A 16,542-nucleotide genomic window follows, 5' to 3' on the forward strand; every position below is an offset into this window, starting at 1 on the left:
AGGTGCAAGATGAAGAAGATGACGGTTCTGACGGCAGCAGGTTTTGCGCTCATTGCAAGCCCGGCTTTTGCCCATCTCAATCCCGCCGAGCACGGTTCGTTTGCTGCCGGTTTCTCGCATCCGCTTTTCGGTGCGGATCATATTCTGGCAATGGTTGCCGTCGGTCTCTGGGCGACGATGCTGGGCGGGCGAGCACTTTTCATCGTGCCTGCGGCTTTTGTCGGCGTCATGCTGCTGGGCTTTTTGGCGGCACTCATCGGAATGCCGCTGCCTTTCGTCGAGCCGGTGATCCTGGCTTCAGTGGTCGTGCTTGGCTTTCTCGTTGCACTGGCGCTGCCTGTCTCTCCCGTTGTGGGCGCGGCGATTGCCGGTTTCTTCGCTTTCTTTCACGGTCATGCGCATGGCGGTGAAATCGGCGCTGCGGCGTTCTTTGATTATGCGGCAGGCTTTGCGCTGGCCACGGCTCTGCTCCACGCGGCGGGCATCGCCATCGGTCTTGGCGTTGGCCGTCTGGCCGCTGGTCCAAGCGGACGCCTTGCGCTGCGCGTCGCTGGCGGCGCTACGGCGCTCGGCGGTCTGATGCTGATGGCTGGTTGAGGTGCACCATGATCCCCGGCGAAATCTTCACGCTTGATGGCGAAATAGAGCTTAATGAGGGGCAGCCCACCGTCACGATCAAGGTCGCCAATACCGGCGACCGGCCGATCCAGGTTGGCAGCCATTATCATTTCTACGAGGCGAATGCGGCGCTGTCGTTCGACCGGCAAAAAGCGCGCGGTTGCAGGCTGGATATTGCCGCTGGCACCGCCGTGCGCTTCGAGCCGGGACAGGAACGCGATGTGACGCTGGTTCCGCTTGGCGGCAAGCGTGAGGTCTACGGGTTCCGCCAGAAAATCATGGGTAAGCTCTAAGCATTTTCAGCAAAAGTGCGTAGCGGTTTTGCGCAGGATAATGCGTAAAAACAAGTCGCCAGCGCCGACGGAGAATTTCATGCCAGCCAAGATCAGTCGCGCCACCTATGCGCAGATGTTCGGCCCGACCACCGGCGACAAGGTGCGCCTTGCCGATACGGAACTCGTCATTGAGGTCGAGCACGATCTCACCACCTATGGCGAGGAGGTCAAATTCGGGGGCGGCAAGGTTATCCGCGATGGCATGGGCCAAAGCCAGCTTTCGCGGGCGCAAGGTTCCGTCGATACGGTCATCACCAATGCGCTCATTCTGGATCACACCGGCATCTACAAGGCTGATATCGGTCTGCGCGATGGGCGCATTGCGGGCATCGGCAAGGCGGGCAATCCTGACACGCAGCCGGGCGTCACGATCATCATCGGCCCGGGTACCGAAATTATTGCTGGCGAGGGCAAGATCGTCACGGCGGGCGGCATCGACTCGCATATTCATTTCATTTCGCCGCAGCAGGTGGATGAGGCGCTGAATGCGGGCATCACCTGCATGGTGGGCGGCGGCACCGGCCCCGCGCATGGCACGCTGGCGACAACCTGCACGCCGGGGCCATGGCACATTGCGCGGCTGATTGAATCCTTTGACGGTATGGCGATGAATTTCGGCGTGTTCGGCAAGGGTAATGCTTCATTGCCGGGTCCGCTGGAGGAAATGGTTCTGGCAGGCGCTTGCGGCCTCAAGCTGCATGAAGATTGGGGCACGACGCCTGCGGCTATCGACAACTGCTTGTCTGTTGCTGACCATTTCGACGTGCAGGTGGCGATCCACACCGATACGCTCAATGAAAGCGGCTTCGTGGAAGATACGCTCAATGCCTTCAAGGGGCGGACGATCCACTCTTTCCATACCGAAGGTGCGGGCGGGGGGCATGCGCCGGATATTATCCGCGTCTGCCAGTATCCGAATGTTCTGCCCGCGTCGACCAATCCGACGCGGCCCTATACGATCAATACGGTCGCGGAACATCTCGACATGCTGATGGTCTGCCACCACCTGTCACCGGCCATTCCCGAAGATATCGCCTTTGCGGAAAGCCGTATCCGCAAGGAAACCATTGCTGCCGAAGACATCCTGCATGATATGGGCGCTTTCTCGATCATTTCGTCCGATAGTCAGGCCATGGGCCGCGTTGGCGAAATGATCATCCGCTGCTGGCAGACGGCGGACAAGATGAAGCGCCAGCGCGGCAGCCTGCCGGATGACAAGCCGGGCAATGACAATTACCGCGCCCGGCGCTATGTGGCGAAATATACCATCAATCCGGCCATTGCCCATGGCATGTCGCATGAGATCGGTTCGATTGAAGTCGGAAAACGTGGCGATCTGGTCTTGTGGAACCCGGCCTTCTTTGGCGTCAAACCGGATATGGTTTTGCTTGGCGGCTGGATTGCGACGGCTCCGATGGGCGATCCGAACGGTTCCATCCCGACGCCGCAGCCGATGCATTACCGCCCGATGTTCGGCTCCTTTGGCAAGGCGCGGACCAACACTTCGATCACCTTCGTTTCGCAGGCGGCAATCGATGGCGGCTTGCGTGAGAGGCTGGGCGTCGACAAGCAGATGGCAGCGGTCGTCAATACGCGGGGCGGCATCGGCAAGCAGTCGATGATCCTCAACAATGCCATGCCGCAAATGGAAGTTGACCCGGAAACCTATGAAGTGCGCGCCGATGGCGAGCTTCTGACATGCGAACCGGTGGACGTGGTGCCAATGGCGCAGCGTTATTTCCTGTTCTGAGAACTGAGGTAGAAAATGTTTCGAGCAGTAGACATCATCCGCGCACATGAAGTGATCGACGCTGTCCCGGCAGCGCATGCCGTGCTGGAGCGTGACGAGCGCCATCTGCGCCGCAAGGCAATCACGCTCGATAATGGCGAGAAGGTGCTTGCCGATTTTGCCGATCCGGTGGTGCTGGAGCATGGCGACCGGCTTGTTCTGGACGATGGGCGCGAGATTGAAATCCGCGCCGCCAGTGAAGAGCTTTATGAAATCCACGGGCGCGACCCGCTGCATATTGCGCAGCTTGCGTGGCATATCGGCAATCGTCATCTGGCGGCGCAGATCGAAACAGACCGCATCTTCATTCTGCGCGATCACGTCATCAAGGCGATGCTGGAAGGGCTGGGCGCAACCGTGACCAATGTGGTCGCGATTTTCAGCCCACTGCGCGGGGCCTATTCGGGTGGTCATTCGCAACATGAGCACGATCACGGGCACCATCACCACACGCACGACCATGACCATCACCACCACCATCACGACTGACCCCAACACCGCTCTTTTGCGGTTGATGGCGTGGCTGTCGCCGGTCTTTCCGGTCGGCTCGTTCAGCTATAGTCACGGGCTGGAACGGGCGGTGCATGACGGCTTCGTCACCGATGCCGCGGAGCTGAAGGACTGGCTGTACTGGCTCGTCACACGTGGTTCCGGCTGGAACGATGCGGTCCTGTGCGCAGCAAGCTGGCGGCGGGTGATGGCGGGCGAGGATTTGCGCGAGATTGCCGATCTGGCGGAGGCGCTGGCAGGTTCGCGGGAACGACATATGGAAACCATGCTACAAGGCGGAGCATTCCTGTCCGCTGCGCGCAGCTGGCAGTCGCCGGTTTTCGATCAGTTGCCGGGCGACTGTGCTTATCCGGTGGCGGTCGGCGCAGTGGCAGGGGCGCATGGCGTTCCGCCCGACTCAACACTGGCTGCCTTCCTGCAGGCTTTCTGCATCAATCTGTTGCAGGCGTCGATCCGCCTGTCGGTCACGGGGCAACGCGGCGTGACTTCCACCATGGCCACACTGGAAACCACGCTGGCGGAAACCGCCTTGCGCGCCGGACAGTCCAGTCTGGATGACCTTGGTTCGGCGACTTTCATCGCCGATATCATGGCCATGAAACATGAAACACAGCATTCGAGGCTTTTTCGCTCATGACACAGAAGAATGGACCGCTCAGAATTGGAATTGGCGGGCCGGTCGGCTCCGGCAAGACGACGCTGACTGAAAAGCTCTGCAAGGCGCTGCGCGACACATATTCGGTCGCCGTCATCACCAACGATATCTATACGCAGGAAGACGCCTATATTCTGGCGCGCCATCAGGCGTTGTCGGAAGACCGCATCATGGGCGTGGAAACCGGCGGCTGCCCGCATACGGCAATCCGCGAGGATGCGTCGATCAATCTTCAGGCTATTGCCGAGATGAACCGGCGCTTTCCCGATCTGGATATCGTGTTCATCGAATCCGGCGGCGATAATCTGGCGGCGACCTTCTCGCCAGATCTGGCTGATCTGACGCTTTATGTCATCTCCGTCTGTCAGGGTGAGGAAATCCCCCGCAAGGGCGGGCCGGGTATCACGCGGTCGGACTTTCTGGTCATCAACAAGAGCGATCTTGCGCCCTATGTGCATGTCGACCTGGAGGTGATGGAAGGTGACGCGGCACGCATGCGTGGCAAACGTCCTTTTGGTTTCACCGATCTGCATCGTGGCCAGGGTGTGCAGGAGGTGATCGATTTCATCGTCGAAAATGGCGGTCTGGATATTCGCGCCGCCTGAAAGGCGGCGTTTCGTTATATCTGAACCAGCGGTGTGTCTTCCTCGAAGAGGTCGGAGAGATTGTGCAGCGGGTCGTTGAGCGACCGCTTGCGGATGGTCAGAAGCGTGTTGAGCCCGTTTGCGATGCGTCTGGCATAGCCAAGATCGTTGAGAAGCGAGCTGAGCTGCAAGCCGCTGACTTTCTCCTGCCGGTTCGCCTCGAACAGCTTTGCGCCGAAGTCGCGCTCGAAGTCTTTGACCTTCTCGATGAAAGCCTGCTGGTGGGCGTCCCATTTGTCGCTGGCGGCATCGGCGCGGCTCAGCACGCGGACCTCATGCAGCACATTGACCAAATGTTCGCGCAGTTCCACATAGGCGTCCCGTGCCGGTGAATTGGTCTGCCGGAGATAGAAGCCGAGATTCTTCTGGAGATGCTTGGCGTCCTTGACGATTTCCGCCATTTGCAGCGCGATGACCTGACCGGTCATCCAGAAATTCTGCTGGTCCGCGTTGTTCCCGGGATCGACCTTGCCGATGAAGCTCAATATGTCGCCATAGACGCCCTTGATATAGAGCCGATAGAGCAGATCGGCATCGACATAATCGACGTCGGGGGCGGCGCGCATGATGGCCTCATCATGCCTGGCGCGATTGATTTCGCTGACCGGCAGATAGAGCGCGTGGCAGATAACCTCGACGCTCAGGCGGCCAAGATGCTGCAACTCATGCACGAGCGCCTGCGCAGCTGTTTCGGGCGAACTGAGCGCCGACTTGTCGAGGTAACGGGCGCGCAGCGCGTTTTCAGGAAGATCAGGCGAGCCTGCCGGAATGAGAACACGCGGCTCCGGCCTGTCCGGCAGCACGCGTTCCAGAAACCGGGTGAACGGGACAAGGGCAGGCCAGAAGATCAGCACGCCCAAAATGTTGAACTCGCTGTTGAAGATCGCGAGCTGGATTAGCTGATTGTCACCGACGCCCATTGCCTGCGAAAGCCATACCGCAAGGCGAACCAGCATGCCCATCAGGATCAGCGAAATACAGGCGGTGATGACATTGAAAATCACATGCGCCAGCGCAAGCCGCTGACCGCTGCGGTTGCCGCCGAGTGCACCGGCAATGCCGGTGGTGACGCTGCTGCCGACATTGGCCCCGATGGCGATCGCAGCCGATTGCCAGAGATCGACTTGCCCCAGACCAAGTGCTGCAAGCGTTAGCATCAGGGTCGCATGGGTCGATTGCAGCAGTAGGGTCAGCACGAGGCCGATACCTGCGAAGATGACCTGACCAAGCCAGCCGTCGATCCTGTATTGGGCGAGATCGAAATTTTCGGTGACGACGGAAAACCCCTGCTTGATGCCGTCAATGCCGAGGAAAATGAAGGCGATGCCGAGCAGAATGCGCCCGATGGCCTTGATTTTCGGGCCGAAGAAACTCGCCAGCACGCCGAACACCATCAGCGGCAGCGCCAGCGACGACAGGCTGAAATTTTGTCCGGCCAGCGACAGCAGCCATATTCCGGTTGCCGAGCCCAAATTTGCGCCGAAGATGATGGATATGCCCGCGGCGAGTGAGATGAGGCCGGTGGTAATGAAGGCGATGGTCATCAGCGAAACAAGCGTGCTCGATTGCATCACCGTTGCGCCGACCAGCCCGACCAGCAGACTTTTCCACGAGGTGGACGTACCGCGCGCCAGCATGCGTTCCAAGGCGCTGCCTGCCAGATTGCGCAAGCCTTCTTCAAGACATTGCATGCCGAACAGGAAAATAGCCAGTCCAGCGCAGAGCGTCAGCCAGCTTTCATTGAGCCAGAAACTATAGCCGAGAATGGCGATGAGTATCAGACCAAGAAAGCGCGCTGCCTTCTGACCCACTCCATTTTCCGACGACACGAGAGCTGCCATGGTTGCTGTCTTTGTTTCCTTCGTGCGGGGAGATGTTTCGGTATTGCAGCCCGTCGGTTAATTTCCGCGCCTTCGGGTGAAGTATTGATTGATGATAGGCAGCTCGTCCCGAAAGCGCTATCCGAAAAATTTCGACATGAGAATTCCGATGGTGAAATTCGTTTCAACTGAATTAATTTGAATTGCAAACCAAATTAATTCATGCTCTATTGCAGCTATGCAATCCAATTCATTTTCTCCACGATCCCAGTTCGGGATCCGCTTTTCGTTGCTTGCCCGGCGCTGGCGGCGTGCGCTTGACGCGCGGCTTGCCGAAGCGGGGCTGTCCGATGCCACCTGGGTGCCGCTGATTCATCTTCAGGCCACCGGGGGTGGCGTGACGCAGAAGGAACTCGCCGCACTGGTCGGCATCGACGGGTCGAGCCTTGTGCGACTTCTCGACATTTTGTGTCGTCAGGAACTGGTCGAACGCCGGGTCGATGAGAACGACAACCGCGCGCGGTTGATCTTCCTCACGCCGAAGGGGGAGCAGCGGGTGGCCGAAATCCGGCGCGAACTGGCCAAGGGTGAGGAAGACATGCTGGCGGATATTTCCGATGCGGATCTGGCTGCCATGCTTGACCATTTTGACTCTATCGAGAAGCGCCTCGCGGCCAACCAGCTGAGACGCGCACAGGAAACCGGAGAATGAGCACTGAAACCTCCATGGCGGAGTCGGCCCGCAGGCTGGACGCCGCACGCCAGCTTTTGAAGCGGCAACAGTTTCAGGAGAGCATTGCGCTTTCGCAGCAGCCTTCCATTCGCAATTCGTCGCTCGCGGGGCTTCAGTCGGCAGCCACGGCAGTCATCGCCCTGCCGCTCGTCTATCTCTCGCCGTGGTCGCACCTGATCGGCTTTGCTTCGCTTGGCGCTCTGGTTGCTCTGTTTGGACGCTTCGCACCGCAGGCAAGCCGCAACCGTGTCGTGCTGCTATGCGCGATCTGTCAGACATTGGCCGTGCTCAGCATGTCGCTGGTCGCCGCAGCGGGCGCGCCGCTGGCCGTGCAGCTGATGCTGCTGGCCATTCTGTGCGGCGTCTTCTGTTTCGTGACCACCACCGGAAAGTTTGGCCCTCCCGGAGCGTTGATTTTCATTTTCGCAGCCGGTGCATCGATGAGCCATTCTGTCACCGTGCAGCAGACCATGGAACGCACAGCTGCAACTGCACTTGTTGCGCTGCTGGCCTGCTTGATCTGCATGCTGACGGAATATTTCCGCCATAAGGCCAGCCCGGACAAGCCTTTCCCTGCCGAACCGTTGCGGCCGGTCCGTCACCGGTTGATCGCGGCCACGCGCGTGGCCTTCGGCGCGGGCGTGGCCGCCTTTGCCGTCTTCGCGATGGGTGTGGCGCACCCGGCCTGGGCGGCCATGGGCGCTGTTGCCGTGATGCAGGGCGCGCATTTGCATATCAATATGAACCGCGCCTTGCAGCGTATGGTCGGCACGCTTCTGGGCGCGGTCGTTGCCTGGATGATCCTGACACATGCCCCGTCCATATGGACGCTGATTGCGATACTGGCGCTTCTGCAATTCGCAACTGAAGTGATCATCGGCTCCAATTATGCTCTGGGGCAAATTCTGGTCACGCCTATGGCGTTGCTGATGACCTATATCGCTGCGCCCGGTCTGGACGGGGTTGATATGGTGTCGGAGCGGGTGCTGGACACATTGCTCGGTGCGGGTATCGGCATCGTCTTTTCCGTACTGTTTTCAACGCAGGACGACCGGGCCTATCTCGCCGAGCATCATACAAAAAGAACGCAACGCTGATTGCGCTGCGAGCGGATTAATTCCATTCGTTTTGTAGAAAATAGAAAATGCTTTCCCTATTCGGGGTGAGAAGGCAGTCGTCGGCTTTGAACGCTGCGGCTTAGCGTGACACCATTCCTTCACGTCTGGCCGGTCAATCGGACAGGCGATGACCGCAATGAAATGATGGTGGCAAGCATGGGCGAAAAAGCGTTGAGACTGGTGGAAGATACAGCGGATATCGCTGTTTCACCCGATGAGCTGAAGGCTGCAATGCGGCAATTGGCTGGCGGCGTCAGCGTTGTTACCGCCGGCTTTGGCGATGGGCGCACCGGTGCGACCGTTACCTCCGCGACCGCACTTTCGGTTGATCCGCCGACGATCATCGTCAACATCAATCGCGGTTCGTCGGTCTGGCCTGCTATCAGCCGCCATAACCATTTCTGCGTCAATGTGCTGTCGGCTGCACAGCAGCCGATTGCGGACCGCTTCGCGGGCAAGGATGGTATCAAGGGCGTTGCGCGTTATGCCGATGCGGAATGGTACACGCTGGAAAGCGGTGCACTGGCGCTGACAGGCGCTCTGGCCGCCGTCGATTGCGCCGTCGAAGACGTCATCGAGCGGCACACCCATGCCATTATCATCGGTCGTGTTCTGAAAATCGTGGCAGGTGGCGGCGAGCCGCTGGTCTATCACAATGGCGGCTACCGGCTGCTGGACCTGTTGTCAGGCGCTTAACCTGGCCCACTCCGGCGCGGTGCTGTCGTCTTCGAGGCCACCGTTACGCGCGAATTGTTCCAGTGTCATTGTGTCGAGAACACCAGCGATGGCTTCGCGCACGAGCAGCATCGACCGGCGCACCTGACAGGCGCGGTGATCTTCACAGTCTTCGCAGGGCTGATAGGCCATGCGGCTTGCGCAGCGGATGGGTGCGAGCGGTCCGTCGAGAACGCGGACCACCTGGCCTATCGTGACATCGGCTGCCGGTTTGGAAAGGCTATAGCCGCCGCCGGGGCCTTTCTTGGAGCGCAGGATGCCATCGTTGCGCAGTTCCAGAAGAATGGCGTCGAGAAATTTCTTGGAGATATTGTTCTTGGAAGCAATCTCGGCGACGAAAGCGCTTTCGCCGGGTTCAAGCAAGGCAAGATGCGCCAGCGCTTTCAAACCATATTTGCCCTTCTTCGTCAGCATGAACACTCCACCGATAGTCGCCAATGGCTGGTTGCGCATGCTTTTGCACGAAATCGAGCGAATAGATAGTCTATTTACAGGTAATAGACTCCGATCCGCTTCCCGCCGATGATTTCAACCGCGATCTCCATATCGTAAATGTCGCTCAGAATTTCCGGATGGATCAGTTCGTCCGGCGTTCCCTGATGGGCGACCTTGCCATTGCGCATGGCAACGATATGGTTGGAATAGCACGACGCGAAGTTGATATCATGCAGCACCAGCACGACCGTCTTGCCAAGCTCATCGGCAGCGCGGCGCAGCAGTTTCATCATCGATGCCGCGTGTTTCATATCGAGATTATTGAGTGGCTCATCAAGAAGCACATAGTCCGTATCCTGACAGAGCACCATTGCCACAAAGGCGCGCTGACGTTGACCGCCGGACAGTTCATCCAGAAAGCGCTCGCTTAAGCTTTCAAGGCCAAGATAACCGATGGCCTGTTCCACATGCTTGCGGTCTTCGCTGTTCGGTCGGCCTTTGGAATAGGGATAGCGCCCGAATGTCACGAGGTCGCGCACGGTCAGGCGTGAATTGATGGCGTTTTCCTGTCGCAGAATCGACAGTCGTTTTGCCAGCACATCGCCCGATGTGGTGGTGACATCGAGACCGTCCACGGTCACGCGGCCCTTGTCCATCGGCAAAAGGCGGCTGATCATGGAAAGCAGCGTCGATTTGCCAGCGCCATTGGGGCCGATGATCGATGTCACTCCGCCCGCGGTTAAGCGCAGGGACACGTCATCGACGACAAGCGCGCCGCTATAGGATTTGCTGACTTGGCTTATTTCGATCAACGTGCATTTCCCCTGACAAGAAGGATAATGAAGACGAGACCGCCCAGGAATTCGATGATGACGCTGAGCGCGGTATTGAAGGCAAAGGCCCGTTCGAGAATGGTCTGGCCACCGACAATGCAAATGATGGCCAGAAGAACGGCAATCGGCAGAACGACGCGATGTTTCCCCGTGCCGGCAAGCATATAGGCGAGATTGGCAACAAGCAGGCCGAAGAAGGTGATTGGTCCGACGAGCGCGGTCGAAACAGCGACAAGCACCGTGACCATCAGCAGGATGAGCCGCACCACACGGCGATGATCGACGCCAAGATTGATGGCAGGCTCGCGTCCGAGCGCCAGCACGTCAAAGACATGTAACAGCCGCCAGCCATAGAGCGACACGGCAGCGACGATAATCGCCGAGAGCGTCAGAATATCGGCGTTGATCGTGTTGAAACTGGCAAAGAAGCGGTCCTGCAAGACAGCGAAAAGGTCCGGATCTAGCATCCGCTGCATGAGATTGGACAGGCTGCGGAAGAACACGCCGCATATAATGCCGACCAGCATCACCAGATGCAGGCTGCGCGCCGCGCCTGAAAACAGCCAGTAATAGAGCGAACCCGCAAACAGCACCATCACCACCGTTTCAGTGATGAAGCGCATGTTCGGCCCGATCCAGTCGATATGCACCGCCCCGAAGAAAAACACGATGACGGTCTGGATCAGAATATAGAGCGCATCGAAGCCCATGATGGACGGCGTCAGAATGCGATTGTTGGTGACGGTCTGAAACAGCACGGTCGATACTGCAATGGAATAAGCCACCAGCACCATGGCGGCCAGTTTTGTGCCGCGGAAGGACAGGATGAAAGACCAGCTGCCCTTTGCACCGATCGTCATAAAGGCGATGGCGGCAAGAAGGGCAATCACGCCTAGAACGGGGATGAGGATCGCGGGACGTCTAAGCAAGGCGCGAACCCCGCCGCAACAGGAGATAAAGGAAGATGACGCTGCCCACGACGCCCATCATCGTCCCGATGGGGATCTCATAGGGAAAGCGGATCAGGCGACCGGCGATATCGCAGGCGAGCACCAGGCCCGCGCCGAGAACTGCGATCCACGGCAAGGCGCGGCGCATATTGTCGCCGATGAACATGCTGACGACATTGGGCACGATCAGACCGAGAAACGGAATCATGCCGACCGTGACGACCACCGATGCGCTGACCATCGATACGATGACAAGGCCGAGCGTCACCACGCGGCGATAGTTGAGGCCAAGATTGGTGGTGAAGTCTTCGCCCAGTCCCGCAACTGTAAACCGGTCGGCGGCGATATAGGCGACGACGGTGAGGGCAAATGCGATCCACAGCAATTCGTAGCGTCCGCGCAGCACACCGGAAAAATCGCCAGTCGTCCACGAATTCAGCGATTGCAAGAGATCGAAGCGATAGGCGATGAAAGTGGTGATGGCGCTGATAACCCCGCCGAGCATGATGCCAACGAGCGGGACGACCAGCACGGAGCGAAGCGGGATACTGTGCAGGATGCGGAGAAACAGTGCCGTTCCGGCCACTGCGGTTACCGAAGCGACCAGCATCTTGACGAAGACCGGCGCTTCCGGCGCGAAAAGAATGACAAGAAGAATGCCGAGACTGGCGGATTCGACGGTTCCCGCCGTCGAAGGCTCGACGAAACGATTGCGGGTCAGCATCTGCATGATCATGCCTGCAACGGCCATCGACATGCCCGCCAGCACAATGGCGATGGTGCGCGGAATGCGGCTGACAAGCAGCAGTTCAAGCGCACTGCCGGGACTGTCGCTCGCGCTTTCACCGGGGTAAATCAGTGCATGCAGTGAAACGTCGCCGACCCCGATAAACAGGCTGATGACAGCAAGCACGGCGACAACAACAATGGCTGCGGCTAGTCCCTTCACGCTTTGTCCTGTTCTCTTGCCTTGTCATGCATCGGGCTGTCCGGCATGGCGGACAGCCCGGGTGACTGGGTCAGAAAGTGCCTGACTTTTACTTTGCCTTGTCGAAGACTTCCGACAATTGGTCGATGGTGCCATGCAGGCCATTGAGGCCGCCGCCGACGAGATACCAGTTCTGCGACTTCAGATAGACGATCTGGTCTTTCTTCGCTGCGGTGGTCTGGCGAACAAGATCATTGTCCAGAACCTGCTTCGCGGAATTGCCCTCGCGACCGATGGCGGCGTCGCGGTCGATCACGAACAACCAGTCAGGGTTGGTCTTGAGAATGAATTCCTGGCTGATCGGCTGGCCATGATTGCCTTTGGTCGTCAGGTCGGCTGCGGCAGGCGTCACGCCATAGGCGTCATGCAGCATGCCAAAGCGCGAGCCGGGACCATAGGCGCTCATCTTGCCGCCGGTGGTGAGGATCAGAAGACCTGTGCCCTTGCCAGCGGTCTTCTGCTTCAGCGCGGCGACATCGGCGTTGAGCTTTTCGATTTCAGCCTTGGCTTCCGCTTCCTTGCCGAAGATCTGGCCGAGCTTTTCAACATTGGCTTCGGTGCCGCCGATGAGGTCTTTTGCAGAAACCGTCAGATCGATGGTCGGAGCAATCTTTGCGAGTTCCGGATATTTGGCTGCCGAACGACCGCCGACAATGATGAGATCCGGCTCGGCGGCATTGATGGCTTCGTAGTCGGGTTCGAACAGCGTGCTGACTTTCGGATAATCGTCGGACTGGTACTTCTTGAGGAAGTCCGGGGCGGTGACCAGTGTCGGCACGCCCGAAACCTTGACGCCGAGGCGGTCGAGATTGTCCAGCGACGCGAGATCGAGCACGATTACCTTGGCCGGGGAAGCAGGTACTGCCGTTTCACCCTGCGCATGCTTGACGGTAATGTCGGCAGCGCTGGCGGCGGATGCCAGAGAAAGAGCCATGACGGCTGCGCCACAGAGGCGGGCGACATGTTGGCCGAAATTCATCATGATGCACAATCCTTTCGTCAATCCTGTGCTTTATAGTCCAGTTTTCCGCAGGTCAAAGCCCGACGGATAAAAAACGCTCAATTGTCTGTGTGTTCGGGCTTCCGGTCGAGCAGAATGAAATCCAGACTGTCCTTCACCGTCAGCGGAATCATCGAACCGTGACCCTCATTGGCGAAGCGGTGGAACGCTGTTTCCAATTGCGGCAGCTGCTCCAGTTCCTTGTAGACATCCACGCCCGAAGGTCCGCCGCGCAGCTTGCGCATGCGCTGAATGTCTTCCGTCGATTGACCGGGCCTTGATCCACGCTTGCCGGAGGTTTCCATCAGCAGACGCAGCGGCTGCGGAGCCGATTTGAACGCTGCAATGAAGCGATCCTTCTCCGACAGGATCGAGTGACCATCCCACCAGATCGACGGATCGGCAGCGCTGTAGCTCTGGAAGGAATCGGTGTGATTGAACAGCGCATACAGCGTGAACAGCCCGCCCAGCGAATGGCCGAACAGAGCCTGCTTGCGCTTGTCGATGGCGAAACGCTTTTCGATTTCGGGCTTCACCTGTCCTTCGATAAAGGCAAAGAAGGCATCGCGACCGCCGGTCTTTGGCTGGTTGGCCGGATCTGGCGTCAACTGTTCACTGGTCGCCGAGGTCAGGTCGAAATAGCGCAGACGCACGATTTCTTCCGGAACATCGGTCGGATAACCGATACCCACCAGAACGGCTTTCAGCTCTGTATTCTTGCCCATTTCTGCAGCGGCAAGCGGCAACATGCGGTTGCCGTCGACCATGTAGATGACGGGATAGCCACCCTCGGGAGCCGCCTCGGCAGGCGCTGCGGTGAAAATGCGATAGGAAATGCCGTTGGCTTCCATATCGAAGAAAGCGCGCACCGGTTCCGCTGCCTGGGCCGTGGAGGCAAAAAGAATGCTGCCGAGCATCAGGCACATCTTCGTCTTTATGTTTTTCAGAGCGCTCATCGAGCATCCATTCAATCGAAAAAATGACGCCAGCCTAACGAACGGCTGGCGTCATACTGCGTCAGATCAGAAGCGGGAGGTCATGCTGACCCAAAGGCGGCGACCGTCGACAACCGTGTTGAACTCGTCGACATCGATCTGCTTGTCGAAGATGTTGTAGACAGCTGCATTGAAGGTGACGTTCTCGCTGAAGTCATAGGACCCGCCGAGATCGACCGTCGCATATGGCTTATATTTGCGTGCCAGAACGGTCTTTCCGTCCGCTGCATAGATCGGTGTTCCAGCCGATCCGATACGAGCGCCGGCATTGGTTTCCTCGCCATGATAGTTGGCGGCAGCCCATGCCTTGAGCCCGTCAACCGGGGTGATCCAGTCGCCGCGCAGGCTCGCCATATGCTTGGGCGTGCGGGCCAGCGGAAGGCCTTCATAGGCGCCGGTCTTCTGCTCAGAATCCGTATAGGTGTAGTTACCGCGAAGGGTGATCGTGTCGGTCGCTTCCCAGTTGAAGGTCAGCTCAACGCCCTGCATGACAGCTTCATCGATATTGAAGGCGTACCACAGACGGTAGTTCGGATCTTCGCTCCAGCGGGCCGGATTGCCATCGGCATCGGTGACGAGTGCGTTGGAAATCTTGTCCTTGAAATCCGTGTAGAAGTACGTGGCGCCCAGACGAAGGCCGGACTGGTTGTCCCACAACACGCTGGCTTCGTAGCTGGTGCTCTTTTCAGGCTCCAGATTTGGATCGCCGATAATGACGCCGCACGTGCCGGTTGGACCGTAAGAGCAACCGGCGCCGCCCGTCGTATAGGCATAACCCGGCGCGATGGTGCGGATATCGGGGGCCTTGAAGCCGGTCGAAATGCCGCCCTTGAAGGTGATCTGGTCGGTCGCGTGCCACACCGCATAACCGCGCGGGCTGAGATGCGAACCATAGACCTCGTGATCATCCATGCGCAGACCGCCGGTCAGCGAGAAATCGGGCGTCAGCCACCATTCGTCTTCGGCGAAGAGCGCCCATTGGCGCACGCTGAATTCTTCGTCCAGACCCGTACGGCGTCCCGGATTCTGGTCGGTGAGAACCGTATCCATGAACTGGCCGCCGGTGACGAGCGTGTGTGCGCCGTAAAGTTCGAATGGCGTGGTGAATTTGCCGTCGAGGACCGAGTTCTTCACATGCGGAGAGCGGAGATTTTCGACATAGCTCTTGGACGCATTGCTCCAGTTGAAGTTGGTCCGCTCGGACCATTCCTGCATGAAGGAGAACTCCGACGTCGTCGGGCCCCAGCGGCCGGTATGGCTGATCGACCAATGGTCGCGGTCATTATAGTTGTAGGAATCGACAGCTGAGGCGGTCTTCTCCGTCGTATTGCCGACCGTGCTGTCGCGGCGCAGACGCGTCTTGCCCAGTTCCAGCTGAACGTCGTGATCCTTGTTCGGGGTCCAGGTGATGCGACCCGTAATATCGACATCCTGCTGCTCGGGCGAGCCGCTGACGATCTTGTCTTCCTGGCGCTTCAGGCCGCGTCCCCAGAGCTGCACGCCGACAAGGTTCGGCACCAGCGGACCCGTTATGTAATAGGAACCCTGAAGCGAGTTACCGAACTTGGAGTGCTGCTGGGCGATGCCGTCCACCGTGAACGAGCCGCTCCACTTGTCCGACACTTTCTTGGTGATGACGTTGATGACGCCGCCCATCGCATCTGAACCGTAGAGCGAAGACATCGGGCCACGGATGACTTCGATGCGCTCGATCGCGTTTGCAGGCGGAAGGAAGCTTTGCTCGAAGCCCGAATTGCCGTTGGTGCGGGCATCGCGGGTGCTCTGGCGCTTGCCGTCAACGAGCAGCAGCGTGTAGGAGCCGGGAAGGCCACGAATAAAAATATCGCGTTCTGCGGCAGGGCCGGTCACGGCCACACCCTGCACGTCCTTCAAGGCGTCGGTCAGGTCGCGATAGGCGCCCTTTTCAAGCTCTTCGCCCGGTACGACGGTGATGCTGGCGGGGGCATCGGTGATGTTCTGCTCAAAGCCTGTCGCCGTCACCACGATCTGGTTCAGCTTGACCGTGCCGTCGGATGCGACGCCGGCATCCTGTTCGCTCTCCGCTGCCTTTTTCTTCTGGGCTTCGGTTTCTTCCGTTTCAGCCGCTGCCCCGGCTGCTTGTGCGAATGAAGCTGTTGGTCCGGCGAGCAAGACCGTCGAAAGACATGTTCCTGCAAGAATCGCCCCACGGATCAATTGCTTATTGGTCGTGTGCCTGCTTTGTGCGCCAATGACGCACAAGCCCCAAAACAAGCTCGTCATTTTTCACCATCGTCTAAAGTTGAGTTTTCTACTCTCCTTATGTATGTCAATAAGATGACGTCAATCTTCATGTTTTAGAAGAATTCCAAGTTTCAGAAAACGCAACTGGCGAGGCAGACATC

The 16,542-nt window shown here is 58.6% G+C and carries 17 protein-coding genes; 9 read left to right on the plus strand and 8 right to left on the minus strand.

Annotated features, from left to right (window positions below; translation table 11 throughout):
• Positions 1-9 precede the first annotated feature (9 nt).
• The 6 genes from FHW03_RS23820 (at position 10) to ureG (ending at position 4,512) form a co-directional block, all read left to right on the plus strand.
• Positions 10-597 carry a HupE/UreJ family protein gene (locus FHW03_RS23820; RefSeq protein WP_182522919.1) on the plus strand — a complete coding sequence of 196 codons (588 nt, stop codon included), beginning with the start codon at positions 10-12 and terminating at the stop codon, positions 595-597.
• 8 nt (positions 598-605) lie between these two features.
• A complete protein-coding gene (locus tag FHW03_RS23825) occupies positions 606-911 on the plus strand; it encodes an urease subunit beta (protein WP_182522920.1) in 306 nt (101 codons plus the stop codon).
• A 79-nt stretch (positions 912-990) separates the two neighbouring features.
• Positions 991-2,703, plus strand: coding sequence for an urease subunit alpha (ureC, locus tag FHW03_RS23830; RefSeq protein ID WP_182522921.1), 1,713 nt, complete (start codon positions 991-993; stop codon positions 2,701-2,703).
• Positions 2,704-2,718: 15 nt separating this feature from the next.
• Positions 2,719-3,231: an urease accessory protein UreE gene (gene ureE / locus FHW03_RS23835; RefSeq protein ID WP_182522922.1), complete on the plus strand. Its 513-nt coding sequence runs from the start codon at positions 2,719-2,721 to the stop codon at positions 3,229-3,231.
• A complete protein-coding gene (locus FHW03_RS23840; protein ID WP_182522941.1) occupies positions 3,203-3,889 on the plus strand; it encodes an urease accessory protein UreF in 687 nt (228 codons plus the stop codon). The genes ureE and FHW03_RS23840 overlap by 29 nt, the downstream gene beginning before the upstream one ends.
• Positions 3,886-4,512: an urease accessory protein UreG gene (gene ureG, locus FHW03_RS23845; RefSeq protein ID WP_182522923.1), complete on the plus strand. Its 627-nt coding sequence runs from the start codon at positions 3,886-3,888 to the stop codon at positions 4,510-4,512. Before FHW03_RS23840 ends, ureG begins: the two co-directional genes overlap by 4 nt.
• 14 nt (positions 4,513-4,526) lie before the next feature.
• On the opposite strand, the gene FHW03_RS23850 is transcribed toward ureG, so the two are convergent.
• Positions 4,527-6,392: a Na/Pi symporter gene (locus FHW03_RS23850; protein ID WP_182522924.1), complete on the minus strand. Its 1,866-nt coding sequence runs from the start codon at positions 6,390-6,392 to the stop codon at positions 4,527-4,529.
• A 268-nt stretch (positions 6,393-6,660) separates the two neighbouring features.
• On the opposite strand from FHW03_RS23850, the gene FHW03_RS23855 reads away from it, so the two are divergent.
• From FHW03_RS23855 to FHW03_RS23865, 3 genes are all read left to right on the plus strand, one after another.
• Entirely contained in the window at positions 6,661-7,083 is a 423-nt protein-coding gene (locus tag FHW03_RS23855; protein WP_377515615.1) for a MarR family winged helix-turn-helix transcriptional regulator, read from the plus strand.
• Positions 7,080-8,201 carry an FUSC family protein gene (locus tag FHW03_RS23860; protein ID WP_182522926.1) on the plus strand — a complete coding sequence of 374 codons (1,122 nt, stop codon included), beginning with the start codon at positions 7,080-7,082 and terminating at the stop codon, positions 8,199-8,201. Before FHW03_RS23855 ends, FHW03_RS23860 begins: the two co-directional genes overlap by 4 nt.
• Positions 8,202-8,378: 177 nt before the next feature.
• Positions 8,379-8,918, plus strand: a complete 540-nt coding sequence (locus FHW03_RS23865) for a flavin reductase family protein (RefSeq protein ID WP_235889900.1) — start codon at positions 8,379-8,381, stop codon at positions 8,916-8,918.
• Here the strand turns inward: FHW03_RS23865 and FHW03_RS23870 are convergent.
• The 7 genes from FHW03_RS23870 to FHW03_RS23900 all read right to left on the minus strand — a co-directional run bounded on the left by FHW03_RS23870 (position 8,907) and on the right by FHW03_RS23900 (position 16,420).
• Complete coding sequence (locus tag FHW03_RS23870; protein WP_182522927.1) at positions 8,907-9,371, minus strand: Rrf2 family transcriptional regulator; 465 nt, start codon at positions 9,369-9,371, stop codon at positions 8,907-8,909. The genes FHW03_RS23865 and FHW03_RS23870 overlap by 12 nt on opposite strands.
• A 74-nt stretch (positions 9,372-9,445) precedes the next feature.
• The gene (locus FHW03_RS23875) at positions 9,446-10,204 is read right to left on the minus strand and encodes an ABC transporter ATP-binding protein (RefSeq protein WP_182522928.1); all 759 of its coding nucleotides are present in this window, start codon (positions 10,202-10,204) and stop codon (positions 9,446-9,448) included.
• Complete coding sequence (locus FHW03_RS23880; RefSeq protein ID WP_182522929.1) at positions 10,201-11,154, minus strand: iron chelate uptake ABC transporter family permease subunit; 954 nt, start codon at positions 11,152-11,154, stop codon at positions 10,201-10,203. Before FHW03_RS23880 ends, FHW03_RS23875 begins: the two co-directional genes overlap by 4 nt.
• Positions 11,147-12,124, minus strand: a complete 978-nt coding sequence (locus tag FHW03_RS23885) for an ABC transporter permease (RefSeq protein WP_182522930.1) — start codon at positions 12,122-12,124, stop codon at positions 11,147-11,149. The genes FHW03_RS23880 and FHW03_RS23885 overlap by 8 nt, the downstream gene beginning before the upstream one ends.
• An 88-nt stretch (positions 12,125-12,212) precedes the next feature.
• The gene (locus FHW03_RS23890; RefSeq protein ID WP_182522931.1) at positions 12,213-13,145 is read right to left on the minus strand and encodes a siderophore ABC transporter substrate-binding protein; all 933 of its coding nucleotides are present in this window, start codon (positions 13,143-13,145) and stop codon (positions 12,213-12,215) included.
• A 77-nt stretch (positions 13,146-13,222) separates the two neighbouring features.
• Entirely contained in the window at positions 13,223-14,119 is an 897-nt protein-coding gene (locus tag FHW03_RS23895) for an alpha/beta hydrolase-fold protein (RefSeq protein WP_182522932.1), read from the minus strand.
• Positions 14,120-14,185: 66 nt separating this feature from the next.
• Positions 14,186-16,420, minus strand: coding sequence for a TonB-dependent receptor domain-containing protein (locus tag FHW03_RS23900; protein ID WP_377515620.1), 2,235 nt, complete (start codon positions 16,418-16,420; stop codon positions 14,186-14,188).
• Positions 16,421-16,542 lie beyond the last annotated feature (122 nt).

This window comes from Ochrobactrum sp. RH2CCR150, from assembly GCA_014138095.1.
GTDB lineage: Bacteria > Pseudomonadota > Alphaproteobacteria > Rhizobiales > Rhizobiaceae > Brucella > Brucella gambitense.

Excerpts from the sequence above, each read along its gene's own strand:
- FHW03_RS23820 (WP_182522919.1), top strand. The coding sequence starts at position 10 with ATGAAGAAGATGACGGTTCTGACGGCAGCAGGTTTTGCGCTCATTGCA.
- FHW03_RS23825 (WP_182522920.1), top strand. The coding sequence starts at position 606 with ATGATCCCCGGCGAAATCTTCACGCTTGATGGCGAAATAGAGCTTAAT.
- ureC (WP_182522921.1), top strand. The coding sequence starts at position 991 with ATGCCAGCCAAGATCAGTCGCGCCACCTATGCGCAGATGTTCGGCCCG.
- ureE (WP_182522922.1), top strand. The coding sequence starts at position 2,719 with ATGTTTCGAGCAGTAGACATCATCCGCGCACATGAAGTGATCGACGCT.
- FHW03_RS23840 (WP_182522941.1), top strand. The coding sequence starts at position 3,203 with ATGACCATCACCACCACCATCACGACTGACCCCAACACCGCTCTTTTG.
- ureG (WP_182522923.1), top strand. The coding sequence starts at position 3,886 with ATGACACAGAAGAATGGACCGCTCAGAATTGGAATTGGCGGGCCGGTC.
- FHW03_RS23850 (WP_182522924.1), bottom strand. The coding sequence starts at position 6,392 with ATGGCAGCTCTCGTGTCGTCGGAAAATGGAGTGGGTCAGAAGGCAGCG.
- FHW03_RS23860 (WP_182522926.1), top strand. The coding sequence starts at position 7,080 with ATGAGCACTGAAACCTCCATGGCGGAGTCGGCCCGCAGGCTGGACGCC.
- FHW03_RS23865 (WP_235889900.1), top strand. The coding sequence starts at position 8,379 with ATGGGCGAAAAAGCGTTGAGACTGGTGGAAGATACAGCGGATATCGCT.
- FHW03_RS23870 (WP_182522927.1), bottom strand. The coding sequence starts at position 9,371 with ATGCTGACGAAGAAGGGCAAATATGGTTTGAAAGCGCTGGCGCATCTT.
- FHW03_RS23890 (WP_182522931.1), bottom strand. The coding sequence starts at position 13,145 with ATGATGAATTTCGGCCAACATGTCGCCCGCCTCTGTGGCGCAGCCGTC.
- FHW03_RS23895 (WP_182522932.1), bottom strand. The coding sequence starts at position 14,119 with ATGAGCGCTCTGAAAAACATAAAGACGAAGATGTGCCTGATGCTCGGC.
- FHW03_RS23900 (WP_377515620.1), bottom strand. The coding sequence starts at position 16,420 with ATGACGAGCTTGTTTTGGGGCTTGTGCGTCATTGGCGCACAAAGCAGG.